This window comes from Aquabacterium sp. (assembly GCF_030652515.1).
Lineage (GTDB): Bacteria > Pseudomonadota > Gammaproteobacteria > Burkholderiales > Burkholderiaceae_C > Aquabacterium.
Genome location: NZ_JAUSAR010000010.1, coordinates 198,760 through 220,329 on the forward strand (window position 1 = coordinate 198,760; position 21,570 = coordinate 220,329).

Consider the following 21,570-nt stretch of genomic DNA (forward strand, 5'->3'; position numbering starts at 1 on the left):
CGTGCCCATGCTTGCACGCACCCGACGTCTTGGCGGCTTCACCTACCTGATGCTGCTGTGGTGGGTGGCCGTCAGCAGCGTGTTGCTGGCGGCCTTGGGTCAGAGCTGGTCCATTGAGGCACGCCGCCAGCGTGAAATGGAGCTGGTGTTTCGTGGCGAGCAGATCAAGGCCGCCTTGCTGTCTTACCAGGAATCCTCGCCCACATTGCCCAAGACCTTGCCAACGCGATTGGAAGACTTGATCGAGGATCAGCGTGGCCCCGACATCAAGCGCCACCTGAGGAAGTTGTGGCCCGATCCCATCACTGGCTCCAGCCAATGGGGATTGGTGCGCGAGGGCGGAGTCATTCGGGGCGTCTACAGCACCTCAGACCGGCAGCCTTTGCGCGCCCCCCAGGGTGTCAGCACCTACCAGGAGTGGCGATTCGAGGCGGATGAATCAACCGTCAACAAACCGTCACCTGATGTGCCTAGTATCGCCCTCCCATGAGCCTCCTATCCCTTGCGCCTGAACAATCCGAATCCCTGTTGCGCCTGATCGAGGCCTCGGTGCAGGTGTCGCGACGCTACCAGTTCTACCTGTGGACGCAAGGCGACCTGCAGCGCCTGATGCAGCACAAGCTGGCCAGCTGCGGTGCGTATGACATCGGCATGCGCGAGTTGGCCTTTGATGTGCTCAACAGCGTGGTGGTGCCCCCCGAGCTGATCGCCGCCTTGTCGGATGGGCACTCACCTGTCATGACCTACTTGTTGACCGAGTGGGGCAAGTCACGCCAGCAAGCTTGCTGGATCGATTTGACCGACTTCGCGACGATGGATGCCGTGGCCGCGGGCTTGTGTGACATCGGCTACCGCTGCCTTCTCACGCACGGCGCCAGCCGGCCAGGGCGACCCAACGACATGGAGAGCTTCTTCGTGTTTGGGCTGCCTGGGGCCAAGCCCGATGACCAGTCGGCCTACGCCCTCAACATCATGATGCCCTACCTGCATGCCACCTACCTGCGCGTGCACACCACCGAGCGCGAGATGGCTGGGCCGGGGCGGGCAGGCCGTGGCGGGTTTTCCGAGCCGCCCGGTCGTGCGCGTTCAGCGGTCTCCATCACCGAGCGTGAGCGCGAGATCCTGCGGTGGGTGCGCGATGGCAAAAGCAACCAGGCCATCGCTGATGAGTTGAACATCAGCGCGCTCACGGTCAAAAACCACATTCAAAAGATCTTGCGCAAGCTCACCGCCGCCAACCGTGCGCAGGCAGTGGCCAAGGCCATGTCCATGAATTTGTTCGGGGCAGGGCAGGAGTCTGCGTCTTCAACCCCGGTGGTGCAGTGGACGGCGTGATCCGAACGGACTACGAAACAACCCCTGGGCACTGCATGGCGTGTCACTTGCGTATCGAAGAATCCGAGTTGTTGAGAAATTAACAAGAATTTGAATTTCACGCGTTCTTTGATGAGTTTGCCCTGGCGGGCAAGCCGCCCAACGACATCACCGCACAAGACCTCACACAGGGGGGCTTCGCTTGCCAGTGGTTGCGATCAGGCGGTTGTTCACAACCTTTCCTATTCACTACCCTTTTGGAGAAACAAGCATGATGAAGATCAAGACCCTGGTGGCTGCCGCCGCCTTCGCTGTGACCGGTTCCGCTTTCGCTGCCATCGGTACTCCCACCACCACCGCCACTGGCGGCGAAATGTCCCTTCACATCTTCAGCCAATCTGCTGAAGCCACCTACCAGCTCGACTCTGGCGTTCTGTTCAACGACTTCAATCTGGCCGCGCTGGCTGCCACGCCTGGCACGCCTTACACCTGGAACGCCACGCTGGACGCTGCCACTGACACGGCCTTCGCCTCGTTCCTGGCTTTGGCTGGCTCGGCTTCGGACCTGAAGTTCGCCTTCTGGGGTGGCGACAACAATGGCGTGACTGCTTCTGCGCGCAACATGGTTTCTACCGTGAGCGTTGGTGGCAATGCTGGCGTCATCACCAATGGCAACATGCTTGACAGCATGAACCAGATGCAAAACTACATTGCCATCGTCAATGGCAAGCAAGGTGGTGGTTTTGCCGCCAACGGCTCCAGCTTCTTCACCCAGTCTGAAGGCGCCGGTCACTACTATGTGAACGACAAGCCCACGATGAACACCAAGTTCCCCATCGGCAACGATGGCTCGGTTGGTACCACATTGAAGGTGTACAGCTTTGCTCGTTCGAGCACTGCGTTGCTTGGCGATGCCATCGAAACCGAAATTGGCGAGTTCAGCATCAATCGCCTGAACGACACGCAATACAGCGTGGCTTTCACCACCCCGGTTCCTGAACCCACCAGCATGGCTCTGGCCCTGGTTGGTCTGGGTGCCCTGGGCATGATGGCTCGTCGCCGCCGCGCCAAGTAATCCTGGCAGGCCTTGGGCCTGTCGTTCCACCCGCATGTCTGACTCAACCTTCTGGGCCGCTCTGGTCCAGAGGGTGGTCTGAACACGTCCCCTCGCTGAAATTTTCAAGGATTCCACCATGAAACTGCGCATCGTTACCCTGGCCGCTCTGGCCGCCATCGCTGGTCAAGCTCACGCCCTGACCATCGCCGACATCGCCACCAAGCGTGCTCTGCCCGCCACCAACCCCGACAAGCTGTTTGAAGTTCACTTCTCCGGCGCTTCGGCCCTGTCGGCTGTCATCGGCGGCCTGTTCACGCAAAACTGCGTGGCCGGCACCCTCGACACCTACGTCAGCAACTTCACTGACGGCGCATTCGCTGGCGACACCGCCAACGGCCAATCTGTCAAGGCCTACACCTGCCGCATCATCGTTGACACCGCTTCGGTCAAGAACGACTTCGGCCCGGCCTTCAGCGGCAAGTACGTGGTTTTCCAGAAGTCTGACCAAGGTGGTTCGGGCAATGGCGTGTTCCCCGTGGCTTACAGCCAAACCCTGCCTTTCCTGAACCTGACGGCCGCCAACTGCGCCGGTCTGGTCTGCAACAGCAACGGCTATGTGAAGGCCCCTGATGGCGGTGTGTCCGACGTGGCCCCCACCGGCTTCAACCCTGATCAAAATCGCCCTGCCGTGCCGGTGGACTTCACCGACACCAGCTTGTTCCCCAATGTCTCCAACAGCAATTTTGCCCGTGTTGATGGCGTGGTGAACACCGTCTTCGGTCTGGCTGTCAGCACCCCTTTGTACACGGCCCTGCAAGCTGACCAAGGTTTGGCTGCCACTGTACGCCCCACGGTGCCCAAGGCTGTGATCGCTTCTATGTTGGCCAATACGTTTGACCCCAGCATCAGCTGGAAGGCTTTGTTGCCCAACAGCCCTGCGGTCAATGAGCAACAAATCAACATCTGCCGCCGTGTCAATGGTTCAGGCACCCAAACGTCTGCCAACGCATTCTTCCTTGAGTATCCCCGCAATGCTCTGAGCCTGCTGCCTGCCACCAATGCTGGCAATTCCGAGTTCGCCAACGACATCAACAACATTGGCAACGCTGGCCTCATCATGGTGTACGAGGGTTCTTCTTCGGGCAACGTGCGTTCTTGCCTGGACAAGGCCAACGACACCGCTTCGTTCGCCATTGGCCACATCTCGCTGGAAAATGCTGAAACCGCCAAGTGGAAGTTCGCTGCCGTTGACGGCGCTGTTGCCAGCCGCGACAACGCCAAGAAGGGCCACTACCACTACGCGTTTGAATCGACCATGCAAATCAACAACGCTGCTCCTGCCACGCAGAAGAGCTTCTTGAACGGCATGATTGATTCGGCCAAGAAGTCGGTCAACCTGAACTCGCTGCCTGCTGCTGCTCAAAATGGCGTGATGGCCCTGCCCACGGCGGCCGATTGCGCTGCTGCTCCCTTCGGTGGCTACGCTGCCGGTTCCACCGCTGAGAAGTTCTGCTCACGCGTCAGCCGCCCTGGCGTGGATGACGTGCTGATCATCGCTCGCTGAATGAGTGATTGATTGGCCGCCTGGATGGGGCCAATGCAAGCCTGAAGCAAAACCCGCGGTGCCTCATGGCCTGCGGGTTTTTTTATGTTTGTACATGTCCTGGAAAAACTGATTGCGCGGTTGACCCTATTTAATAATTCAACTATTATTGAATAATGGAAGAAAAGGCCGTCGTCAAATCCCTCGCAGCACTGGCCCAGCCCGTGCGCTTGCGCGTCTTTCGCGCCTTGGTGGTCGCTGGTCCCCAGGGTCTGACGCCTGGGGACTTGGCTGCACAGTTGGAGGTGGCCGCCACCACGCTGTCGTTCCACCTCAAAGAGCTGATGCACGCTGACCTGGTCAGCCAGGAACGCGATGGCCGGCACCTCATCTACCGGGCGGCCTTTGATCACATGGATGGTCTGCTCGGTTATCTGACCGAGCACTGCTGCCAGGGCCAGCCCTGCATTCCCACCCCTGCCACACCGTCCGGCAAGCCCGCGCGTAAGGGGGCTTGCGCCACCTGCTGAAACATTGATTTCTGTTGAGGTTAAAAATGAGCGATCAGTTGTTGAATGTTTTGTTCATCTGTACCGGTAACTCGGCGCGTTCCATCCTGGCCGAGGGCATCCTCAATGCCATGGGCGGCAAGCGCTTCAAGGCCTATTCGGCGGGCAGCCACCCCAAGGGTGAGGTCCATCCGATGGCGCTGGATGTGCTGCAGCGCCTTGGCATGGCACAGCAAGAGGGCTTTCGCAGCAAGAACTGGGACGAGTTCGCTTCGCCCACTGCACCCGTGATGAACTTTGTCTTCACCGTTTGCGACAACGCGGCAGGCGAGGTCTGTCCGGTCTGGCCAGGGCAACCCTTGACGGCTCACTGGGGCGTGTACGACCCCGCAGCCGTTGAAGGCAGTGAAGACAAGAAGTACCACGCCTTCAATGATGTTGCGCAGATCCTCAAGCGTCGCATCGAGCTGATGCTGTCGCTGCCGCCTCAAAGCCTGCAGTCCTTGTCCATCCAGGCCCAACTCAACGCCATTGGCCAATCCTGAAGCCCGCCATGACCACCCACGTTCTGATCCTGTGCACGCACAACTCCGCCCGCAGCGTGCTCTCTGAAGGCATGCTCAACCACCTGGCCGCCAAGCTGGGCAAAGACGTCAAGGCCCACAGTGCGGGCAGCGCCCCCAGTGGCCGCCTGAACCCCTTCGCCATCGAGGCGCTCAACAACGCGGGCATTGATACTGCGACCTACCGCAGCAAGAGTTGGGATGAGTTCAGCGTTGATGGCGCGCCACCCCTGTCCATCGTCATCACGGTGTGCGACAGCGCGGCGGCCGAGACCTGCCCGGTCTTCTTCGGTGGCCAGGGCCAGCCGGTCAAGGTGCACTGGGGCTACCCCGATCCGTCCAACGCCGAAGGTGGGGATGAGGGGAAGCGCCGCGCGTTTGAGCTGACGCGTCAGGCCATTGGCTACAAGATGCTGCAGTTGCTGGCCTTGCCACTAAACACGATGAGCAAAGAGGCCTTGCGCACGGCATTGGAGGACATCGGCCGTGCGTGACAACACCATGAAATCGCCGCACCCGCTGCTGGGCCGAGCGCTGCTGGCCGAGGCCCTGGGCACCATGCTGCTGCTGGCCATCGTCATCGGCTCCGGCATCATGGCCGAGCGCCTGTCTGGCGGCAACACGGCCGTGGCCTTGCTGGCCAACACGGGGGCCACCGTCGGCGGCCTCTACATCCTGATCGAGGTGTTTGGCCCGATCAGTGGGGCGCAATTCAACCCGGCCGTGTCACTGGTGATGATGCTGCGCGGCGCCTTGCCCAAATCGCACGCCTTGGCTTATGTGCCGGTTCAACTGGCCGCGGCAGTGGCGGGTGCCTGGCTGGCCCACGCCATGTTCGACATGCCATTGCAGCAGATCTCCAGCAAGCTGCGCACGGGCCAGGGCCAATGGATCGCCGAAGCCGTGGCCACGGCGGGCTTGTTGCTGGTGATCCTGCGTGCCCCGGCAGGCAAGGCCAGCGCCATGGTCGCGGCTTACATCGGCGCAGCCTATTGGTTCACCGCCTCCACCTCGTTTGCCAACCCCGCCGCGGCGGTCGGCCGCATGATGAGCGACACATTCGCGGGCATCGCACCCAGCAGCGTGCCCGGTTTCGTGGCCTCGCAACTGGTGGGCGCCTGCGTTGGCTGGGCATTGGCCTACGCGCTCACGCCTGCTAATACACCCACACCATCCAAGTCATGAGCGAAGTCACCATCTATCACAACCCGAAGTGCGGCACGTCGCGCAACACCCTGGCTTTGATCCGCAATGCGGGCATCGAACCTCAGGTCATCCACTACCTGGAGACGCCGCCTACGCGCGATCAACTGGTTCAACTGATTGCTGCCTGCGGCATGTCCGTGCGCGAGGTGCTACGCAGTAAGGGCGAGGTCTATGACGAGCTCAAACTGGATGACGCCAAGTGGACCGACGATGAGCTGTTGGATTTCATGATCGCGCACCCGATACTGATCAACCGCCCCATTGTGATCACCGCCATGGGCACGAAGCTGTGCCGCCCTTCGGAGCTGGTGCTGGACATCTTGCCGCTACCCCAGCAAGGGCCCTTCACCAAAGAGGACGGAGAAGTGGTGATTGACGAGCAGGGGCGCCGCCTTGTCTGACGCCGTTGCTCAACTGCAGGGGCTGCCCCAGGTGGCTGCCGAGCATTTTCAGGTGCCGGACCTGGCCCGTTTGATGTCCGCTCAGACATCGACCCACGCGCCGCGCTTCTTGCTGCTGTATGGCTCTTTGCGCCAGCGTTCCTTCAGCCGTCTGGTGGTCGAGGAGTCGGCCCGTTTGCTGCAGGCCATGGGCGGCGAGGTGAAGATCTTCAACCCCAGCGGCTTGCCGCTGCCAGACGATGCGCCTGACACCCACCCCAAGGTGGTTGAACTGCGTGGGCTGGCCCAATGGGCCGAAGGCATGGTCTGGTGCTCACCCGAGCGCCATGGCGCGATGACCGGCATCATGAAGGCGCAGATCGACTGGATCCCCCTGAACAGCGGCGCCGTGCGTCCCACACAAGGCAAGACCCTGGCGGTCATGCAGGTCAGCGGCGGCTCGCAATCGTTCAATGCCGTCAACCAGATGCGGGTTCTGGGGCGCTGGATGCGGATGATCACCATCCCCAACCAGTCGTCGGTGGCCAAGGCTTTCCTGGAGTTTGACGAGCACGACCGCATGAAGCCCTCGGGCTACCACGACCGTGTGGTGGATGTGCTGGAGGAACTCGTCAAGTTCACCTTGCTCACGCGTGACGTATCGCCCTACCTGGTGGACCGCTACAGCGAGCGCAAGGAGAGCGCTGAAGCCTTGATGAAGCGCGTGAACCAGGCGTCGATCTGACGGCTTTTGACCATACCTTGATCACGCGCAGGAAAATCTTGGTGAGCAGGTGCCACAGTGTGGGCTCTCAAGGAGCGCACGATGGACATCAAGGTATTGGGGTTGGGGTGCAGCAAGTGCCGCATCACCGTCGAGATGATTGAACGGGTGGCCAAAGCTTCTGGGGTTCCCGTGGAGATCACCAAAATCGAGAACCCGGACGAGATCAGGCGCCTTGGCGTCCAGGCCACCCCCGCCGTCATGATCGGCGACCAGATCGTGCACAGCGGCGGCTTGCCGTCACATGAAGAGGTGCAGTCCTGGCTCAAGCCCCAGTCACTGGGGTTTCTCCGTCACCCGACCCGGCACTTGTTCTTCACCGGCAAAGGTGGCGTCGGGAAAACATCGCTGTCCACCGCGACCGCCCTCACGCTGGCGGACGCCGGAAAAAAGGTACTGCTGGTCAGCACCGACGCGGCCTCGAACCTCGATGAAATGCTGGGCATTGAGCTTCGCAACATCCCCACCCCCGTGCCTGGTGCACCGGGGCTGTCGGTGCTCAACATCGACCCCGATGTGGCGGCGGAGACCTACCGCCAGCGCGTGCTGGCGCAAATGGAGGCGCGAACCACCGAGGCCGAACGGGCCACGGTGCGTGAGCAGTTGTCCGGCTCATGCACGACCGAAATCGCCTCGTTCGACGAGTTTTCTAACCTGCTGGCCGGTGATGCTGCCGATTACGACCACATCGTGTTTGACACGGCGCCAACCGGACACACATTGCGCCTCCTGAGCCTGCCCAAGGCCTGGAGCGGTTTCCTCAAAGACAACGACCGAGGCGCCTCCTGCCTGGGGCCGCATTCGGGCCTGAAAATGCAGGAGGAGCGTTTCAATGCGGCTCTCGTTGCCTTGTGTGATCCCGCGCTCACCACCATCGTGCTGGTGGCACGTGCCGAGCGCAGTGCGCTGGCCGAGGCCGCTCGCACCTCCGATGAATTGCGGGTGCTGGGCCTGAGTGAGCAGCAGTTGGTGATCAACGGCGTGTTCAGGGCCACCGATCCGAACGACGGCGTGGCGCGTGCCATTGAGGCCTTGGGCCAGCAAGCGCTGGATGCCATGCCGGATGCTTTGCGGGCCTTGCCCCAAAGCACGGTGCCTTTGCGCGCCTTTGACACGGTGGGCTTGCCCGCCTTGCGCGCCTTGCTGAGCGATTCGCCGCCGACCAGCGGGCAAGCTCGCTCACTGGTCGATGAACCGCCACTGGCAGCCGGGCACATTGACCAACTGGTGGACGAACTGGCGGCGGCCGGGCGCGGCTTGATCATGGTGATGGGCAAAGGCGGCGTGGGTAAAACCACGATCGCAGCCGCCCTGGCCATTGGCCTGGTCAAGCGCGGGCACGCTGTTCACCTCACCACCACCGACCCGGCCGCCCACCTGGCCATGACGCTGGATGGCGAGTTGCCGGGGCTGCAAGTGGGGCGCATTGACCCGAAGCTGGAGACCCAGCGCTACATCGACAAGATCATGGCCGCGCGTTCGCCGGGCCTGGATGAGCAGGAGCGTGCCTTGCTGCTGGAAGACCTGCAGTCGCCTTGCACCGAAGAGGTCGCGGTTTTTCATGCGTTTTCCAGAACCGTTGCCGAAGCGCGCAGTGGCTTTGTGGTGCTGGATACCGCGCCAACCGGTCACTCCCTCCTGCTCATGGACGCCACCGGTGCCTACCACCGCCAGATGACGCGGGAGTTCGAGGGCAAGGCCTCGGTGCATGTGGTCACACCGCTCATGCGGCTGCAAGATGCCAGCTACACCCGCATCATCCTGGTGACGCTGCCAGAGGTGACGCCAGTGTCCCAAGCCGGGGCGCTGCAAGACGACCTGCGCCGCGCCAAGATTGAACCTTATGCGTGGGTGGTCAACAAATCCATCCTGGCTGCAGGCACCCATGACCCTTTGCTGCAAGCCCGGTTGGTCGGAGAAAGGCAGCAGATGGGCAGGTTGGCCGCAGGGCTGGCGCAGCGCACATTCGCTGTGCCGTGGGTGCCGGAAGCACCGGTGGGCCTGGCTGGTTTGTCAAAGCTGTTGAACGCATGAAATGAGCTGAATGGTTGATGCCTTTGATGTCATTTCCATGACACTCGTTCGCGGGGGAGCCTGCCGCATCACGGGATGAATGAGCCGAACGGCTCATGATGGCGCGCGGAAGTTTCATGGCGGCTGGTCAGACTCGCGGCCACCATGAAGTTCATTTCTCATCCCGTGCGCCCGTGTTTCAAAGCCATTTGCGTGGCCATCGCCGTGTGTTGGGCGCCGCTGGCCCAGGCCGCCGAGCCTGACGCCATCAAGGCCAGCCGCTTCGACATCCAGGAATTCGAGATCGAGGGCAACAGCGTCTTGCCCGTCACCTTGGTCGAGAAAGCCGTTCAACCATTCCTGGGGCCCGACAAAGCCCTCGCGGACATGGAAGGCGCCCGGGCCGCCCTGGAAAAGCTTTACCAGGACACTGGCTACATCTCCGTTTATGTGGAAGAGGCCAGTGGCCGCATCCCGGAAGACGGCATCGTGCGTCTGCGGGTGGTGGAGGGCACGATTGGCCGCGTCAAAGTCAGCGGCTCGCAGTACCACAGCCAGGCTTACATCCGCGACAAGGTGCCCGAGATGGAGCCCGGCAAGGTGCCCAACTTCACGCTGGCCCAAGCGCAGCTGGCCGATTTGAACCGCACCGAGGAGCGGCGAGTTCAACCCGTGGTCAAGCCCGGCCAACTGCCCGAGACGGTGGACATCGAGCTGCAGGTGATCGACCAGTTGCCAATGCAGTTCAATATTGAGTTGAACAACCGCCAGGTGCAGTTCACCGAGCCGTGGCGCTTGCAGGCCACGGCGCGCTACAACAATCTGTGGCAGGCCGATCATTCGATGTCGCTCACGGCCATCACCACGCCGCAGAACATCGACCAAAGCAAGGTGTTGGCGATGTCGTACACCATCCCTCTGCAGGGCAGCGATGCCTGGTTGGGCTATGCCGTGCTGTCCGACAGCCTGGTGGAGCCGCTGGGCTCGGCCAATGTGGTGGGCAAGGGCTTTGTGCTGGGCGTGAAACGCATTTGGGGCTTGCCAGGCAGCAGCACCTTGCAACACACCTTGGCAGTCGGCGTGGATTACAAGGATTCGCAAGAGCGCATCAAGGCCGATGGCAGTGAGTTGTCGAGCCCATTGCGCTACGTGCCGGTCAAGCTGGACTACAACGCCAATGCGCAGACCGAGGACACCAGCTCGACCTTGTCATTGGGTGGGGTGCTGGCCTTGCGCGGTGTGGTGCGCCAGTCATTGGACTGCGCCGACACGGGGGCGGTGGACCAGTTCGCCTGCAAGCGCGAGGGGGGCGACGGCAGCTTTGCCGCCATGACGATTGATGCCACCCACACCCGCCCCTTGTGGCGCGGGGCACTGGAAGGTTGGCAGACCCGGTGGCGACTGGGCGCGCAGATCACCAGCCAGCCGCTGGTGGGGGGCGAACAGTTCTCGATTGGCGGCACGGACTCGGTGCGCGGCTACTACGAGGCCGAAGCCATTGGCGACGTGGGGGTGCACACCGGCGTCGAGCTGCGCACCCCCAATGTGGCCAAGCGAGAAGGGTATGGGCTCAGCGCTCTGGACGAGTTGCAAGGGCTGGCGTTTGTTGAAGGCGGCCTGGTGCGCACCTTCAACCCTGGCTTTGCCTACGCCCGAACGGGCCTGGCCTCGGTAGGAGTGGGCCTGAAGTTCAGGGCCCGCAAGGTGTTCAGCGCCCAGGTGGACCTGGCCTGGCCCCTGCGCGCCACCGACGCCACCAAGAAAAACGATCCCCGTGTGCATGCCCGCTTGGGCCTTGATTTTTAAGCTTGCCCGCCGTTCGCCTGTTGTTTGCTGTTGACCCGAGATTTGCCATGACCACCTCACGCCACCCCCGCCGCCGCACTGCGCCTGCCACCTTGCCTCGTCTGCGTCCGCTGGCCTGGGCCGTGGCGGTGTTGATGGGACCAGCTTGGGGTGCGCCGGGCTTGCAAGAGATTCCGGTGAAGTCCGATGTCTGGATCAAGCCTGGGCAAGGGGCCGGAAGCTATGTGGTGAACCAAGGGCTCAACTCCGTGACAGCCACGGTGCAGCAGGTCAGCCGGCGCGCCATCTACAACTGGAAGTCGTTCAACATCGGTGCCAATGCCACCGTCAATTTCGACATGCAGGGTGGGGCGGGCTCCAGTGCGTTGAACCGCATCCACGATCAGAACCCCAGCCAGATCTTTGGCAAGCTCAATGCCAATGGCGAGGTGCTGCTGATCAACCGCAACGGGATCATCTTTGGCAAGGGCGCTCAGGTCAATGTGCAGGGCTTGATCGCTTCCACCCTGGACATCAATGACGACGTGTTCTTGGGGGGCTTCACCACCATCGACACTATCAATCCGACCTTTGAGTGGAAGGATGCCGAGGGTGTGGCGACCTATGCGCCAGAGGATAACTTTGTGAGGGTGGAGGCGGGTGCGGAGATCACCACGGCTTCCGGGGGGCGGGTGTTCCTGATGGCGCCCAAGGTTGAGAATGCGGGCGAGATCACCACGCCGGGTGGGCAGACCGTGCTGGCGGGGGGTGAGAAGGTCTGGTTGAAATCGCCTGACAAGGGAGCCATCTATGCTTCGGAGGCCAACCCCAAGTTCACAGCCACGCGCGGATTGCTGGTGGAGGTGTCGGGTGCGGGTAGCGCTACCAACCTGGGCAAGATCCTGGCCCAGAAGGGCAATATCACCTTGGTGGGCTATGCCGTGCGCAATGCCGGAAAGCTGCAAGCCACCACCTCGGCCACGTCCAATGGGTCGGTCTTTCTGCAGGCTCGCCGGGTGACCGAAACGCCCGCGGCGAACAAGCCAGTGATGGCAGACCAGGGGGGGCAACTGACCTTGGCGGAAGGCAGCCGCATCGAGATCACACCCGACAACAGTGAGGCCTATGACAGCAACAGCACCTTCACGCGGTCGCGGGTCCACCTGTCTGGCCAGACCATCTCCCTGGAGCAGGGCAGTGCTATCTTGGCCCAGGGCGGCATGGTCGATGTGCGTGCGGAGGACAGGCCCAGCTATACCAGCAGATCCGTCGCGTTCGAAGGCGCGATAGGAGATGACGGGGCTGATCCGTTCATTGGCGCGGGGGCGGCGCCTTCAACCACCGCCCGCGTTGTGTTGGGCAAGGACGTGGTGATTGATGTGTCCGGCACCACGGACACCACGGTGGGCGTGGACCGAAACTTTGTGACCACCGAGCTGCTCGGCGCCACTGACCTGAAGGATTCGCCCTTGCAAAAGGGCGGTGCGCTTTACCCGGGTCTGGCACAGACCAAGCTTACCTTTGACATCCGTGATTCGGCCGCTGTCATCGGGCACACCAAAGACGATGCCGGCAGCAGCTACCTGTTGGGCGTGAAGAAAACCGCGGGCGAACGCCTGGCGGATGCTGGCAGCGTGGTCCTGGCGTCCACGGGTGCGGTGGTCACGCACCAGGACAGCTTGGTCAATGTGTCGGGTGGTCAGGTGAACTACACCAGCGCCGTGGTCAAGCCCACGCAACTGCTGGGCGCAGATGGCAAGGTTTACACCGCCAACACCGCGACCAAGGATGTCCTGATCACGAAGGTGCTCACCAAGGCGGTCACCGACGACACCCGATTTGGCCCAGTCACCGCTCCGGGCACCAGCTTGCAGGGCCGTTTGGAAACGGGCTATGTGGAAGGCCGCGCGGGTGGTGAACTGGCCATCTTCGCGCCCAAGGTGGTGGCAACCGGGCAGGTCAAGGCGGGCACCGTGGCGGGCGAGCGACAGCGCCTGGGCAAAGACAAGCTGGCCATCGCCTCGGCGATCAGGCTGGGGTCGTTGAAGATGATGAACGCTTCCAGCGCCAATGCCATCTTGCAAGGCATGACCATCACCGCGGATGCGCAACCCTTGTCCCCAGATTTTTGGGACGATGCCATCGAAGGCGAGATCACCGGGGGCAACCGCGTGTCGGCGGCGACCCTCAATGCCAGCGGTGCAGGCGTGATCGAAGTAGCGTCGGAAGGGTCCATCACTGTGAGCGACGGCGCTGATCTTCGCTTGGCCGATGCAGCGCAGCTGACCTTGCGTTCGCGGGCCATGGCTCCTGGTGATGGCATCTCGTTGGGCGGCAACATCACAGGCCGTGGCGCCAGTGTCAACGTGAGTTTGGTTCCGGTGTCGGTCGACATTCAAGCCGGAAGCATCACGCTCAAGTCCGGCAAGACGATTGACGTCGCCGGCAACTTTGTGAATCGCCAAGTTGGCGGTGCGAACCAACAAGCCGCGTGGGCAGGTGGCAACGTGACGCTGGCGTCGGCGGGTGGCCTTGACCTTCAGGATGGCAGTGCCATCAACGTGTCGGGAGGCGCCACGGTGTCTTCAACGGGCGCGATGGTGGGGACCCGGGCCGGGGCCATCATCCTTGAATCACAAAATGCTGTGGGATCTGAGCAGCCCTTGTTCGGGGATGTTCACCTGGGGGCCACCTTGCTGGGCCAGCAGATGGTCAACACCGCAAAGTCGCTGAACGACAGCAGCCGAAGCGACGCGGAAAGCGGCAAGCTGCGCATCAAGGTGGGCGATGTCCGCGTGGTGGCCGCTGACGGTGGCCCTGCCATCCGTGAAGGCCTCACCCAGGATGGCATGACGATCAGCACGGATCTTTTCTCGCAAGGGGGCTTCAGGAACTTTGACCTGGAAGGTGTGCGCCATCTGGACGTGGCTGGCAATGCCGTCATCGATCCGCAGGTCAGGCAATGGACGCCCAAAGCCAGTGCGGCATGGGCTGCTTCGGGCAGCGCGATGAATGCCGTGACGACGGCGGTGGTGAACCCGCAGGGGCAGCGTCCTTCAGTGAACCTCAGCCTGTCCTCCAAAGGCCATCTGCCCAATGATGCGGCTAACATGCCAGACAACGGCAGCTTGACATTGAACGCTGGCAGCCAGATCAAGCTGGGCCCCAAGAGCGCGGTCAACCTGACGGGGGGCAACGAGTTGCTGGTCAATGGTCTGGTGCAAGCCGCGGGTGGGAAAATCGCCCTGGACATGGTCGGCATGCCCAATGACAAGGATAGAACTGTCTCGGAGAAGTATGTCGGGCGGTATCAGCTCGGCAGCACGGCGGTCCTCGACGTGTCGGGTACCACCGTGCTCAAGCCGAGCAGCAACGGGTTGCGCCAAGGTGAGGTCCTGAATGGCGGCAGCATTAGCCTGGGGCTGACTTCAGGCACCGGCAGTGTCGTGACGGTGGCGCAGGGCGCCAAGCTCAAGGCCAACGGCGCCATCGACCAGTTGTACGTGAGCCTGCCTTCGGTGAGTGGCGGCACCGTCACCCAACGGCAAGCCGTGGCCAGCGATGGCGGCAGCATCAGCGTGGTCGCTGGTGCGGGGGGAGGTGTGCTGGCGGGCGATCTGCAAGCCAAGGCTGGTGGTGCGCAGGCCATGGGCGGCACCTTGTCCGTGAGCAGCACGGAGACCGTGCGCCTGCAAACGGGGTTGGTGGATGACCAGCAAGCCACTGAGGCAGGCGTCATCACGGTGTCGGCCGACATGGTGAGACAGGGCGGCTTTGCCGACCTCAAGCTCAAAGCCAGAGAGCACATCGAGCTGAAGGGTGCCGTGGACTTGGCCATGCGCCGCAACCTGGTGCTTGATGCGCCCGTGTTGATGGCCAAGGATGCAGCGCAGTCGCTGCTGAAAGCGGCCTCCGTTCTGGCATGGACCAGCACCACCAATGGCCAGCCCGCCGCGGGCGAAGGTGTGGGGGCCTGGTTGACCTTGCAGGGCGGATTGCTGGACCTGTCAGGTCAAGTGGCCACGGATGGCGTCAGCCAGTTGACCCTGGTGGGTGATCAGGAAGTTCGTCTGCGAACCTTGGCCGCGGGCGCGGGGGGCGGGGGATTGACCACGGCGGCCGATGTCGTGATCAAGAGCCCGCAGTTGGTGGGCAGTACCGGCAGCAGCTACACGCTGGATGCATCAGGCCATGCCTTGTCCATCGAGGGCGGTCGGCCTGCCGCAGCGTCACCTTTGTCTGTCGGCGCCAGCCTGGCGTTCAAGGCAGCCACCATCGACCAGCGGGGCACCATCCAGGCCCCCTTTGGCCAGATCACCTTGAGCGCCACCGAGCGTGTGACCTTGCACGAAGGCAGTGTGACCTCGGTGTCGGGCGATGGGATCACCGCGCCATACGGCACCACCACGGGTGGTCAGGACACCTGGCAGGTCAACGGCCAGACCATTGACCGTTTGCCGGAGAAGACCATCACCGTGGAGGCACCCGGTCAGTTGGTGGAGTTGAAGGCGGGTTCCACACTGGACCTCTCTGCAGGGGGCAAAGTGGTCGCGTGGGAGTTCGTGGCCGGGCCCAATGGCTCCAAGGACGTTTTCACAGGCAGCTTTGACACCACGGGCACCTTTGCCGTGGTGCCGACGGTCAAAGGCTACGCTCCGATTGACGCTCAGTTGCTGAGCGACACCGCCGGGGTCAACGACTTGCTGGGCTTCAACACCGCGCGCCAGATCACCTTCGGGGCTGGTGGGCCTCTGCCGGCGGGTACTTACACTGTCCTGCCAGCCCGCTATGCATTGCTGCCGGGGGCCTTCCTGGTCCGACCCAGCAGCAAGGCCAACCTGGCCGTGGGGCAGAGCGTGACACAGCCCATTGGATCCACCTTGGTGGGCGCGACGCTGAGCACCTTGGGTGCCGGGCCATCTGCTGCTGCACCGGCGACCTACGAGGTCATGGCGCAAGCCGTGGCCAGACGCTCCAGTGAAATCCGTGAAGCCAACGCCGACACCTTCTTCGCAGGCAAAGCGGCGGCGGCTGACCAGGCTGCACCACGGGGCACGGCCCAAGGCGGCACGCTCAACCTGGCGGCCACGCGTTTGAGCCTGGAGGGCCGAGCGCTCTTCAAGAGCGGTGGGGAGTTGAACATCTCTTCCGACAAGATCCGCGTGGTGAGCGATGGCACAGCGGCCAATGTGGCCGCGACCAACCATCCTGATGCGCTGATTCTGACGGCGGACCAACTCAATGCCACCGGTGCCGGTTCGTTGATGCTGGGCGGCACGCGCCAAGGGCAGAGCACCACGGTGGCCAGTGGCGATGCATCGGGCGGGGCTCGCCAGACGGTGGTGTCCGCCTCCGACGTGGTCATTGACCAGGACGTGAGCCTGCATGCAGGCGCAGACATCATTCTGGCCGCCAACGGCAAGGTCTTGGTGGCCGATGGCGCCCAGATCGAATCCCGGGGAACAGGGGCTTCGGAAGCCCTGGCCTTTGAGGGGGATGGTGCCTTGGTGCGCGTCAGCGCGGACAGTTCCGCCACCAGCGCGCGCACCAACACCCTCCGAGAAAAGGGCGAGGTCGTGCTGGGCGAGGGCGTGATCCTCAAGGGAGGTGCCGTGACCGTGGAGGCGACACAACGCACCGAGGTGGCAGGTACCGCCAAGCTCGCGGGCGACAGCTTGACCCTGGGGGCCGGCCGCATGGCAGTGGGCGATGGCGCGGCACAATCGCTGGCCGATGCCGGCGACACCAGCACACTGCTGTTGAACCCCACCTTGACAGCGCAGTTGTCCGCGGCCAAAGCTTTGACCTTGCGCAGCTTCGATGGCATTGACTTCATCGGGCAGGCTCAGTTGGGAAGCGCGAATCAAAGCCGCCTGACCTTGGATTCGGCTGCCTTGCGAGTGCTTGATGGCCCCAGTGGTCAGCCTTCGGTGGCGCATGTTCAGGCCGGCAGTGTCAGTTGGACCAACACCAGTGGCAGCAGTGCGGTCGCGGCAGAGGCGGGCACCGTGGGCAGCCGTTTGACGCTGTCGGCCACCGGCCAAGGTGGTGCGGATGGCCATGTGCGTTTGGGCAGTGGCACGCTGGCCATGTCGGGCGCTGAAACCAATCGCATTGAAGCGGCTGGCAGCGTCGTGGTGCAAAGCCGACGCCAGGCAGTGACCAACACGCAGGATCAGGTGGTCTCCACCACCCCGGTGGTCACGCAACTCAGTAGCACGGGTAACCTCACGTTGCAGGCCAAGTCCATCACCACGCGCACGGGTGACAACGGTGAGATCGCGGCGCAAGGGGCTTTGAGGATTGAACGACCTGGTGATGCCACTGGCAAGCTGGCGGCCACCGCTGGCTCGGGGGGGCGATTGACCCTCAAAGGCCAAAGCATTGAGCAAGCGGGCACGGTCGAACTGTCATCGGGGGCCTTGCGTTTGCAAGCCAGTGGCGTTGACGGCCAGGATGCCATCACCTTTGGAGCTGGATCCATCACCAACCTGGCGGGGCGCAGCAAGGTGATGGACGGCATCACGGTGGCCACGCCCGGCGGAGACTTGAGCGCCACGGCGGCCGCAGGGCACATCCGCTTGAACGAAGGCAGCGTGATCGATGTCTCGGCAGGGACTGGCGCCGCAGGCATCAGCGCTGGCAGCGTCACCCTGAGCGCGCCCACAGGACAGGTCAGCCTGGACGGGACCATCAAGGCCTCGGCAGGGGTGGGGCAGACCGGTGGCAGCTTGTCGATTGACAGCCTGGAGGCCGTGGACCTGGCCAAGCTGGCCAGCCGCATCGCGGCGCAGCAAACAGCCCAGCAGCGCAATTTCAGCCAGGCCTTGACTGTGCGGCAGCGCGCGGGTGACATGACGGTGGGCTCGGAAACGACCCTGCGCGCGGCCGACATCAAGCTGGTCAGCGATGGCGGTGCCTTGACCGTCAACGGGCAACTGGACGCCAGCGGCGCCCAGGCCGGATCGATCAAGCTGGCTGCCAAGGGCGACGTGATCCTGGTCGGCAGCGAGGGCCAACTCGCTGCCATCAAGGCGAGCGCCACGCAGGCTGGTGCCCAGGGTGGCGAGCTGACCATTCACAGCGATGGCGGATCGATCGGCCTTCGTCAGGATGCCGTGGTGGACCTGAGCGGCGGCGCGGCAGGCCAGGGTGGTCAGGTGGATCTGCGGGCGGTGCGCACAGCGGGCAATGAGGTGCCCATCGAAGCCATCGCCAGCCAGATGACGGGTGTTGACCGCATCACGGTGGAGGGCGTCAAGGTCTACCAACAAAGCACGATCAACCAGACCTTCATCGACAAGGTCAAATCCGATAACACTTCGTTCATCGGTGCCACGGGCCAGAACGCCAGCAAGATCGTGGACCGCCTGGCATCGGTCAACATCGACCTGGCCACCAAGCTGGCGGTGCGCTCGGGCGCTGAAGTGCGCAGCACGGGCGACATGACCGTCTCGGCCGACTGGAATCTGCTGAGCTTCAATGCCAATGGCACCGTCAAGCCCACTGGCAACGGCCAGCCCATGAACCTGACCTTGCGGGCGCAAGGAGATCTGAAGGTTCAGGCCAGCTTGAGTGATGGCTTCCGCTCCTCGGGCACCAGCGCCACGACGGCGGCCAAGGTGGCCCCCTTGGGGTTGATCACCCCTGGGGAGGGCGCTGACCTGACCTTGGTGGCGGGGGCGGATTTGGGTTCGTCTGATGTGACCGCCATCAAGCCTGTTCTGACGGGTGACGATGCCGCCAGTGCCAAGGGCAACGTCATCATCGGCGCGACCAACAAGGACGTGTTGGTTCGCACCACCACCGGGGACATTGCGGTTGCCGCGAGCCAGAAGGTGCAACTGCTCAACGACCGGGCGGTGGTGTACACCACAGGACGTGTGGCCACGGAGGCCGAGGTGGGCAGCCCGGTTGCACCGCCTGTGAATGCGCTCAACAATGGCCTGTTCATCGGCGAAGGGTCCGGCTTCAACCTGGTGCGTCAGGGCCTGTACCTGACGGACGCTGGCAGCGTGCAGCTCACAGCGGGCAGCGATGTTGAATCGTTGGCAACGGGCGCCGCGCAGTACGGCACCGAATGGTGGTGGCGCGCCGGTGGCACCGTGGACGAAAAATTCGACCTGACCTGGTTCAGCCGCTACGACAAGTTCCAGCAAGGCATTGCCAGCTTTGGCGGGGGTGATGTTCGCGTGCAGGCTGGCGGCAGTGTCAGGAACATCGGGGTGTCGTCGGCCAGCAGTGGCTACGTGAACGCTGAAACTGGCACCACCACGCAGTTCGCGGGCGGCGCGGTGGCGATCAAGGCCGCTGACGACGTCGAAGGCGTGTTCATCCATGCGGGTGGTGCCAGCCTGAACGTGGCCGCAGGTCGGGACATCAAGGCCAGCCCGACGCGTGCGGCGCCGCAGATCCACTACCAGGACACGTCGGCCAGCATCTGGTCTCGTCAGATGCTGAAGCTGGGCGCGATCACCGAGGTGGGCTCCGTGAACTCGGCCAGGCAGAACAAGGCCAAGTCGAGCTTCCAGGTGGTGGGCTTGGCCCCGAATGCGAGCATGGCCGTGCTGTCTTCTGGTGGAGATGTTTTGTTGAGTTCTGAATTGCCCGCCAACGGCGAGGTGATACAGAGCACGGACCTTGGCGTGGCACACCTTTTCCCCAAGGTCACTCAGGTGGCCGCGCCCGAGGGCGCCCTGCAAGTGGCCACGCTGAACCAGGCCAGCGGCACGGGTGCCGACTTGAGTCTGTTGGCGCAGGGGGCACTTCAGGTGGACAAACTGCGGGTCAAGGTCCTTGATTCCGGCGACACGCCGACCGTCCTCCTTGTGCGAAACGACAAAGGTGGCGACGGCCCTTCGGATCTGACCTCGGTTTTCCTGCAGAAGGCATTCGAGCTCGGGTCGAGAGAGCCGGTGCGGCTCCTGTCGGAGACTGGATCCGTGTCCTTGAACGAGGCGCTCGTGAGTAACCCGGTCCGGGTGGTGGCCGCCAAAGACATCACCGCAGGGTCTGTGGTGCTGCAGCACCAATCGGACCAGGAGCTGTCGCTGATCCAGGCGGGACGTGATGTGAACCTCATCACCAGCGCGACGGGCTTGAAGACGCACGGACCGGGTGACGTGGTGGCGGCTGCGGGCCGTCATCTGAACGTGCTCGCGGTGCCAGGTGTCACCGCTCTGGGCAACCGCGAGAACGACTTGCTGCCCGAAGGCAGTGCCAACCTCACCTTGTTGGCTGGCGTGGACTTGGCCTCCGGGCAGAACTATGGCAAGGCCGCGCAAGACCATTACGAGTTGCTCGGCGTGGCCGGTATCGGCAAGCTGTCGGGCACGGCCGAAGAGCGGCGAACGCAAGCCTTGGCTTTGGCTGCAGAGATGGGCCTGGACGGTGCCGAACTCAGGACTTTTGTTCAACACCGACTGATGTTAGAGAAGGCCCCCACGCTGGCCGAGGCCCTGGTGGCTTTTGACGGCATGCCTGTGGAGCAAAAGCTGTTGTTCATCAACCGCAAGCTGACGGCGGACGTGCGCCAAGCGGGCCGAGCGGCCGCGGTGGCCGCCGATCAGCAAGCCAAGGACCTGGCCTATTTGCCGGGCTACCAGGCCATTGATGCCGTGTTCCCTGGTTTGACCGACGGCAAGGCCACGGCCAACGTGCTGATGGGCGCCAGTCAGGTCAAGACTTTGCAGAACAGCCCCATCACGGTGATGGCGCCCGGCGGCGGCATCAACGTGGGCCAGTTGAGCGGCAGCGATCTCAGCGCCGCGCCTGAACTGGGCATCGTCACCACCTCGGGCGGCAACATCACAACCCTGGTGCGCGACAACATCGACATCAACCAGTCGCGCATCTTCACGGTGGCCAAGGGCGATTTGTTGCTGTGGTCTTCCAAGGGCAACATCGATGCGGGTCGTGGTGCCAAGACCGTGACGGGCGCACCGCCGCCGGTCTTCCGCCTGGAAAACGGGCAGTTTGTGGTCGACACCTCCGGATCGTTCTCGGGCAGTGGCATTGCCGCCTTGGACGAAGACAGCGCCCTTGACCTGTTCGCGCCGCGCGGTGAAATCAACGCGGGCGATGCCGGCATCAAGGCCGTCGGTGCCTTGTTCCTGACGGCGATGCAAATCGTCGGCGTAGACAACATCGCCGCAGGCGGCCCGTCCATCGGCGTGCCCGCTGCCCCTCCCGTCGGCAACGCCGCCACCAACGTCGGCTCCCTGGGCCAATCCGCCACCGCGGCCGGCAACGACGCTGGCGAAAACAGCGCCTCCAAACGACGCAACCGACGCCAGGTGTTGCTGGAGCTGTTGGGTTTCGGTGGCGAATTACCCGACCCAGCCGCCGGTTGTCGTGATGGTGTCACGCAAGAAGGCGATTGTGCTGACTCTGTGAAGTGAGCCAATCGGCTCATCG

13 protein-coding genes are annotated in these 21,570 nt (G+C 63.1%); all 13 read left to right on the forward strand.

The features are described 5' to 3' along the window. The first annotated feature begins 7 nt into the window (after window positions 1-7). The 13 genes from Q7V20_RS01975 to Q7V20_RS02035 all read left to right on the forward strand — a co-directional run bounded on the left by Q7V20_RS01975 (window position 8) and on the right by Q7V20_RS02035 (window position 21,554). Window positions 8-490 carry a type II secretion system protein gene (locus tag Q7V20_RS01975; protein ID WP_304786608.1) on the forward strand — a complete coding sequence of 161 codons (483 nt, stop codon included), beginning with the start codon at window positions 8-10 and terminating at the stop codon, window positions 488-490. Further along, window positions 487-1,335, forward strand: a complete 849-nt coding sequence (locus tag Q7V20_RS01980; RefSeq protein WP_304786610.1) for a LuxR C-terminal-related transcriptional regulator — start codon at window positions 487-489, stop codon at window positions 1,333-1,335. Before Q7V20_RS01975 ends, Q7V20_RS01980 begins: the two co-directional genes overlap by 4 nt. Before the next feature lie 250 nt (window positions 1,336-1,585). Continuing rightward, window positions 1,586-2,389: a PEP-CTERM sorting domain-containing protein gene (locus Q7V20_RS01985; protein ID WP_304786612.1), complete on the forward strand. Its 804-nt coding sequence runs from the start codon at window positions 1,586-1,588 to the stop codon at window positions 2,387-2,389. Between the two features lie 118 nt (window positions 2,390-2,507). Continuing rightward, a complete protein-coding gene (locus Q7V20_RS01990; RefSeq protein WP_304786614.1) occupies window positions 2,508-3,935 on the forward strand; it encodes a hypothetical protein in 1,428 nt (475 codons plus the stop codon). A 155-nt stretch (window positions 3,936-4,090) separates the two neighbouring features. Next, complete coding sequence (locus tag Q7V20_RS01995; protein WP_304786616.1) at window positions 4,091-4,444, forward strand: helix-turn-helix transcriptional regulator; 354 nt, start codon at window positions 4,091-4,093, stop codon at window positions 4,442-4,444. A 26-nt stretch (window positions 4,445-4,470) separates the two neighbouring features. Continuing rightward, complete coding sequence (locus tag Q7V20_RS02000) at window positions 4,471-4,968, forward strand: arsenate reductase ArsC (RefSeq protein WP_304786618.1); 498 nt, start codon at window positions 4,471-4,473, stop codon at window positions 4,966-4,968. 8 nt (window positions 4,969-4,976) lie between these two features. Continuing rightward, window positions 4,977-5,480, forward strand: a complete 504-nt coding sequence (locus tag Q7V20_RS02005) for an arsenate reductase ArsC (protein WP_304786620.1) — start codon at window positions 4,977-4,979, stop codon at window positions 5,478-5,480. A gap of 7 nt (window positions 5,481-5,487) precedes the next feature. Continuing rightward, window positions 5,488-6,171, forward strand: coding sequence for an MIP/aquaporin family protein (locus Q7V20_RS02010; protein ID WP_304786751.1), 684 nt, complete (start codon window positions 5,488-5,490; stop codon window positions 6,169-6,171). Continuing rightward, window positions 6,168-6,593, forward strand: a complete 426-nt coding sequence (gene arsC / locus Q7V20_RS02015; RefSeq protein ID WP_304786622.1) for an arsenate reductase (glutaredoxin) — start codon at window positions 6,168-6,170, stop codon at window positions 6,591-6,593. The genes Q7V20_RS02010 and arsC overlap by 4 nt, the downstream gene beginning before the upstream one ends. Next, a complete protein-coding gene (arsH, locus tag Q7V20_RS02020) occupies window positions 6,586-7,317 on the forward strand; it encodes an arsenical resistance protein ArsH (protein WP_304786623.1) in 732 nt (243 codons plus the stop codon). Before arsC ends, arsH begins: the two co-directional genes overlap by 8 nt. Before the next feature lie 81 nt (window positions 7,318-7,398). After that, entirely contained in the window at window positions 7,399-9,390 is a 1,992-nt protein-coding gene (arsA, locus tag Q7V20_RS02025) for an arsenical pump-driving ATPase (RefSeq protein WP_304786625.1), read from the forward strand. A 144-nt stretch (window positions 9,391-9,534) separates the two neighbouring features. Continuing rightward, window positions 9,535-11,175 carry a ShlB/FhaC/HecB family hemolysin secretion/activation protein gene (locus Q7V20_RS02030; protein ID WP_304786627.1) on the forward strand — a complete coding sequence of 547 codons (1,641 nt, stop codon included), beginning with the start codon at window positions 9,535-9,537 and terminating at the stop codon, window positions 11,173-11,175. A gap of 47 nt (window positions 11,176-11,222) precedes the next feature. Further along, window positions 11,223-21,554: a filamentous haemagglutinin family protein gene (locus tag Q7V20_RS02035; RefSeq protein ID WP_304786629.1), complete on the forward strand. Its 10,332-nt coding sequence runs from the start codon at window positions 11,223-11,225 to the stop codon at window positions 21,552-21,554. Window positions 21,555-21,570: the final 16 nt, after the last annotated feature.

What these genes read in the sequence shown, in the direction of transcription:
- Q7V20_RS01975 (WP_304786608.1), top strand. Translation starts at nt 8, where the DNA reads ATGCTTGCACGCACCCGACGTCTTGGCGGCTTCACCTACCTGATGCTG.
- Q7V20_RS01980 (WP_304786610.1), top strand. Translation starts at nt 487, where the DNA reads ATGAGCCTCCTATCCCTTGCGCCTGAACAATCCGAATCCCTGTTGCGC.
- Q7V20_RS01985 (WP_304786612.1), top strand. Translation starts at nt 1,586, where the DNA reads ATGATGAAGATCAAGACCCTGGTGGCTGCCGCCGCCTTCGCTGTGACC.
- Q7V20_RS01990 (WP_304786614.1), top strand. Translation starts at nt 2,508, where the DNA reads ATGAAACTGCGCATCGTTACCCTGGCCGCTCTGGCCGCCATCGCTGGT.
- Q7V20_RS01995 (WP_304786616.1), top strand. Translation starts at nt 4,091, where the DNA reads ATGGAAGAAAAGGCCGTCGTCAAATCCCTCGCAGCACTGGCCCAGCCC.
- Q7V20_RS02000 (WP_304786618.1), top strand. Translation starts at nt 4,471, where the DNA reads ATGAGCGATCAGTTGTTGAATGTTTTGTTCATCTGTACCGGTAACTCG.
- Q7V20_RS02005 (WP_304786620.1), top strand. Translation starts at nt 4,977, where the DNA reads ATGACCACCCACGTTCTGATCCTGTGCACGCACAACTCCGCCCGCAGC.
- Q7V20_RS02010 (WP_304786751.1), top strand. Translation starts at nt 5,488, where the DNA reads ATGAAATCGCCGCACCCGCTGCTGGGCCGAGCGCTGCTGGCCGAGGCC.
- arsC (WP_304786622.1), top strand. Translation starts at nt 6,168, where the DNA reads ATGAGCGAAGTCACCATCTATCACAACCCGAAGTGCGGCACGTCGCGC.
- arsA (WP_304786625.1), top strand. Translation starts at nt 7,399, where the DNA reads ATGGACATCAAGGTATTGGGGTTGGGGTGCAGCAAGTGCCGCATCACC.
- Q7V20_RS02030 (WP_304786627.1), top strand. Translation starts at nt 9,535, where the DNA reads ATGAAGTTCATTTCTCATCCCGTGCGCCCGTGTTTCAAAGCCATTTGC.
- Q7V20_RS02035 (WP_304786629.1), top strand. Translation starts at nt 11,223, where the DNA reads ATGACCACCTCACGCCACCCCCGCCGCCGCACTGCGCCTGCCACCTTG.